The following is a 4,983-nucleotide window of genomic DNA, read 5'->3' as shown; positions in this document are numbered from 1 at the left end:
TTTTTAGGCATAGTTGTGCTCCCTTCTGTCGCACAACATGCCGTAATTTTTCGCTGCTGCTCAAAATTACATGTAAAAATTGCTGATGCAATTTTTAGGTCCCTTGTGCTGTCTTTTCTTTTATTGTTCTTCTTATTGCTGGATTTTCGCTTGCGCACAAGGTCCCGCAAATTTCTCGCTTCGCTCGAAATTATGCGGTTGCCGGGACCGAAAAATGCCGCAGCATTTTGCGGGACTTTTGCGCGATAGCGCAAAATAGGCAGACGCACGAAGTGCGGTTGCCGGGATTTGAACCCGGATTATTAGCTTTCATTCAGGCGTTTGTCGTGCGGGCATTGCCACTGGAAAACATTTTCCAGGGTTTTGGCGCTCCGCCGCCAAAAAGCCTTTGGAAGGCTAGCGTCCTACCAGGTTGGACGACAACCGCAAAATTCATCAGAATTTTGTCGGGGCTTGTTCAGAAGGAACAACGCACCGCAGAAGGGGGTCTGCCCCCTTTCTAAACCACCAATCTTTATTGCAAGCAAGCTATTTAAATCTCAAATCAACCCAACGCAACTGTTTATAAAGTTGTTTTGTGTAGTAAATCGTATGAATATTGCAAAAAGCTCCAGCCTTAATACTGAAAAATCGGTAGGTGTAGTGATACCAACCCTGATGCGGCATGATTTTAGCCCATTTGTAAGGCAAATGGAAAAAGCCCTTCTCAAGGCAAAAATTCTCCCCTACTTTATTGTTGCTGCAGATTCGGCAAGCCAGACTCCAGTGTCAAAGGTTTCCTCAAGTCTCAAGAATACAAAAAACCTTGAAATATTGATAAAAAGCGGTGGCATTGGCCAGCGCATTTCTCAGGGCTTTTCAAAGCTTGCGCCAAAAACAGATGCAGTTTTTTTCATTTGCGATGACTTTGAACACCTTGTGCCTTCAATTGCAAAATTTGCAAAAGTGCTTGCCTGTGGCAACGATTACCTAAGCGCAAGCTGGAACAACCTTTCAACAAAATACCTCCCCTATGCGCTTTATGCCAATGAGAAAATGGTCTCCTGTTCTGTCACATATCTCAATCAAAGGCATCCAAAGGAAAATTCTCCAACTGCAGAAAACTTCGAGTCATTTGCCAAGGCCGCAAAGACACAGAACACCTGGTACCAGGCATATTTTGGCCTTCTTGGCGTTAGAAGCGCTGCCTGTGTATATCTAAACAACTGTGCGCTTGAGATATTTTCCAAGTTCAAGCCAGCTCTCACTGGAGTCGGCTTTGAGGTTGCCATGCCAATTGCTGCAAGAAGCTCCGGCCTGAAAGTTTCCCAGCTTGCGCTTCCAAAAAGGTACGAGCATGAAATAATGCAGCCAGGCTCCCTGGAAGAGAAAAAATTCGCCGCAAGCAGGGCAAGCCAGTTTGTGCAGGGACTTGACGTTTCCATTCATTATGCGAAGCTTTGTTGCTCGCAAAAGGCCGGCCCGCTTGTGGAATTGCAGCAGCAAGGCAAGGCGCTAATCGAGCAGTCTGGCTTTACCTGGCCTGGCGGGGTTGCCGTAATGCCAAGCAAGTGGAACACGCAGATACGCACAACTTTCTAGGGCATAAGGAACAAAGCCGGCTCTTTTGCCAGCCAGTCTTTCTTCTTCTGGCTCTTGCTTCAAACAAGGCCAATCTTGGTTAACAGATAGGATTAAAACAATTTATCAACCAATAAACTTGAAATCCAGGAAACTGTTTTTATGCGGCGATAGTCTAGCCTGGTAGGATTCGAGGTTGCCATAAGATTTTTGGTGAAAAGACTGACCAAAAACTTGCTAGAATCTCGCGGGCCGGGTTCAAATCCCGGTCGCCGCAAACGTTTCCCCACTGCCTACTTTTTCCAAGCTGCAAAAAGTCCTAGTGCGGCAACAAGGGCATAAAGGCTCAGGCATTGGGTAGCAGGCTTTTCTGGTGTTGGTTTGGCTGGAGTGTCTCCAGGTTCATTGTTCTTAGTCGGCACTGTTGCTCCGGGTGGCCATGTGAACGTTAAACTCGTGTCAGAATAAGGAGTTGAAACAACGTATGGGTAAGTGTATATCACATTTTCCTCAGGCTTTGGGACTTTAAACAGTACTTCAACCTCTTTTGTTTGTCCGGGCTTTACAAGCACAAGCCCCCTGCTTGGGCTTTGCATCTCAAGCCCCTTTGCACCATATATGTCATACGGCACAAAAAGCTCGTAGCTGTCCTTGTTGGCAAATCCTATACTTATCCTTTGCAAGTCTCCTGCGGCATCTGAGCTTGCAACGCCTACTTCCAAGTCCTGTGAATCAAAGCTTTCAGTATCCACAAACTTTATGCCAAAATGGCTTTTCACCTTTGGCAGGGTCTGCCCTGTCCCAAATGTGCTGATTCTCTGGAGTATCTTTGATTGCTCTGAGCCGTAAGCCAGCCGCACGTGGCTTGCATCAATTCGACCCAGCTCGTTATAGGTCGGGTCAGCCTCAATCCAGCCGTAGCCTGGAATGTAAAACTCCACCCAGGCGTGCAAGTCCCATTTTTGGCCTGAATAAACATACCCGATTGGGAATCTTGCAGGTATTCCGTTTGCTCGCGCAAGTGCAAGCGCAAGGTGAGCATACTCGTCGCACGTCCCGCGTTTAAGCTCAAGTATCTGCCTTGTGGAAAGATTGGTGTTTGCATAAGCCTCGTCATAGGTGATGTACTTGTTTGTCCAGTCCACTATTGCAGTAATGGTTTCAAGGTCGCTTTGACGCTTTAGCTGGTTTGCAATTCCCTGCACCTGGTTGTCAAGAATGACAAGCGAGCCTCCGTTCAGATAGGGGTTTTGTGGGTCGTTCAAATCGCCTGCATCATCGGAGCTGTCCTTGTTGTCGGTAAGCCTTGCGCCAGAGTAATCAATCCTGACAATGGCATCGGTTCTTATCACGTTTGTCTTTTTCGGGCTTGCGATTGTGTAAACAACCATCTTTCCCTCGTCGCTGTCAACTATCTGATAAGGCACGTTTGAGTAAAAAAACACGGTTTTTTGGTATGTGGAGTCGGAGGGGTAAAAAGTGCTGAAGTTGACGTAGTCAATGCCAATAGGCTCCTGCTCAAACTCAATGGTTATGTTGCTTGTTACCTCGATTTTTGCAATGCCGATTTTCTTTACGTCTTTCGGGTCTGTCTGGGCCTGCGGGAAAACAAGTGGCAGCAGGAGAAATAATACAAGGAAAAAAAATGCCAGGCCAAAATGGGACTTGCCTCTCATGCAATCTATTTCCTAATCCCTGTTTAAAAAATAAGATGCCGCGTGCCGGATTTGAACCAGCGACACATCGGTTCCAGAGCCTCCGGCGGGTTTTGGAGAATCCATTACCCAAAGCCGGAGAATCTTCAGCCGATTGCTCTCCCAGGCTGAGCTAACGCGGCAATAATTGATGGGTTTATTATGACTCATATTAATTTAAAGATTGGGAGGGCAGAAATTAACCCTGTTTCTTGCTTTTGGGCCTGTAGCCGAAGGAGAAACCCCTTGGTTTTCAGTTGGTGGTTTCCTCCACCTTCCTCAAGGGTTTTCCGACAATGGCGTCTGCCGGCCTTTGGCTGTCGTCCCTACAACGCCTGATGCGTGAAGGAGGCGTCACCCTCAAGAAATAGGTCATGGGCTGTTGAGATAACTAACATACACATGAATGGTTGAGAAAATTAACGGTAGAGAAAATCAACAAATGGGCCTGTAGTCGAATGGTAAGACGTCACCCTGACACGGTGAAGATTCGGAGTCCGATTCTCCGCGGGCCCACAGAAGGATTAAAAACAGGCAAAGACCCGACCGCAAATTTCAACAGAAATTTGGGGTGTCCGTCAGACGCGAAGCGGATGGCGGCATTCTCCGCGGGCCCACAGAAGGATTAAAAACAGGCAAAGACCCGACCGCAAATTTCAACAGAAATTTGGGGTGTCCGTCAGACGCGAAGCGGATGGCGGCATTCTCCGCGGGCCCATTACCATAAGGGGAACGCTGTTAGTCAGGCGCTCCCCTTGAGGTCTTCATCCCATTTAATTAATCACCAACAGAATAAGTCCCATAAGGGAACAGTGCAAGTCAGATGCTCCTCCAGGAGGTAGCTCCCCCAGATAATTGAACCCAGCATATGATTTTCAAGCATCTCCCCTCTGGCCATGGGCAGCTCCCTTCTGGATTTATTATCTTAAGTTTTTCTTCACAAGAAAATAGCGGGTAAGTTTTGATGGCGCCAAAGCAGCAAAAGGAAAAAAGCCTCGGGATTCCTGAAATCCTCGCCTCAGTTGCCATAACGGCAGCCGCATTTTTTGTATCTGGCTACCTGCCGCTTCTTGAGGGCTGGTCATATGCCGGGGCTTTTCTTGTCGGTCTTGTGTCTTCAGCCACGCTTTTCCTGCCTGCGCCTGGATGGGCAATAATCGCGGCATTTGGCAGAACGCTTGACCCAATCACACTTGGCATTTTTGCAGGCATTGGCTCTGGAATAGGCGAGCTGACGGGCTTTCTGCTTGGCAGGGGCGGAAGCGGGTTTTTAGAGCACAGGCTTTTGGGCAACGGCTTTGCAAAAAGGCAGATTGATTTTGTGAAAAGCCACTCCGAGGTGGCAGTCTTCCTTCTGGCACTTGTCCCAAACCCTCTTTTTGACATTGCCGGAATTGCCGCAGGGGCAATCAAGATGCCCTGGTGGAAATTCCTTGCAGCAACAATTCTTGGGAAAATAATCAAATTTGCCATTCTTGCATATCTTGGAAAGCTGAGCACGGCACTTGTTTAAGCATCAATCCAACCGCTTACAATTTTATATGACCATCAATTATTAGAAAATCAATAGAGTGCAACCAAATTAGGGTGCAATCAAATCGGTGCAATTACATGGGAGCAGAAATCGGTGAAGAAAGCAGGATAAAGGAAATGCTTGCAAGCGCAAAAACAATCGCAATAGTCGGCCTTTCAGACAATCCGCAGCGCGACAGCTACAAAGTCGGCAAGT

The 4,983-nt window shown here is 47.5% G+C and carries 4 protein-coding genes and 2 tRNA genes; 5 read left to right on the top strand and 1 reads right to left on the bottom strand.

Going from position 1 to position 4,983, the window contains the following annotated elements; translation table 11 throughout:
* Positions 1–591: 591 nt before the first annotated feature.
* Together FJZ26_04110 and FJZ26_04105 are read left to right on the top strand one after the other, a co-directional pair.
* Positions 592–1,581, top strand: coding sequence for a hypothetical protein (locus FJZ26_04110; protein ID MBM3229589.1), 990 nt, complete (start codon positions 592–594; stop codon positions 1,579–1,581).
* A 143-nt stretch (positions 1,582–1,724) separates the two neighbouring features.
* Positions 1,725–1,837: transfer RNA gene (locus FJZ26_04105), tRNA-Gly, on the top strand.
* A 16-nt stretch (positions 1,838–1,853) separates the two neighbouring features.
* Here the strand turns inward: FJZ26_04105 and FJZ26_04100 are convergent.
* Complete coding sequence (locus tag FJZ26_04100; GenBank protein ID MBM3229588.1) at positions 1,854–3,236, bottom strand: transglutaminase domain-containing protein; 1,383 nt, start codon at positions 3,234–3,236, stop codon at positions 1,854–1,856.
* A 462-nt stretch (positions 3,237–3,698) separates the two neighbouring features.
* Between FJZ26_04100 and FJZ26_04095 the strand changes: the two genes are divergently transcribed.
* The 3 genes from FJZ26_04095 to FJZ26_04085 all read left to right on the top strand — a co-directional run.
* Positions 3,699–3,770 (top strand) — tRNA-Val (locus FJZ26_04095).
* A gap of 448 nt (positions 3,771–4,218) precedes the next feature.
* Positions 4,219–4,767 carry a VTT domain-containing protein gene (locus tag FJZ26_04090; GenBank protein MBM3229587.1) on the top strand — a complete coding sequence of 183 codons (549 nt, stop codon included), beginning with the start codon at positions 4,219–4,221 and terminating at the stop codon, positions 4,765–4,767.
* 98 nt (positions 4,768–4,865) lie between these two features.
* Positions 4,866–4,983, top strand: a 118-nt coding sequence (locus FJZ26_04085; protein ID MBM3229586.1) for a CoA-binding protein, incomplete at its 3' end; no start/stop codon positions are given.

The organism is Candidatus Parvarchaeota archaeon (genome assembly GCA_016866895.1).
GTDB lineage: Archaea > Micrarchaeota > Micrarchaeia > Anstonellales > VGKX01 > VGKX01.
Note: the sequence above shows the minus strand (reverse complement) of the source record. Positions and strands in the feature narration are given on the sequence as shown.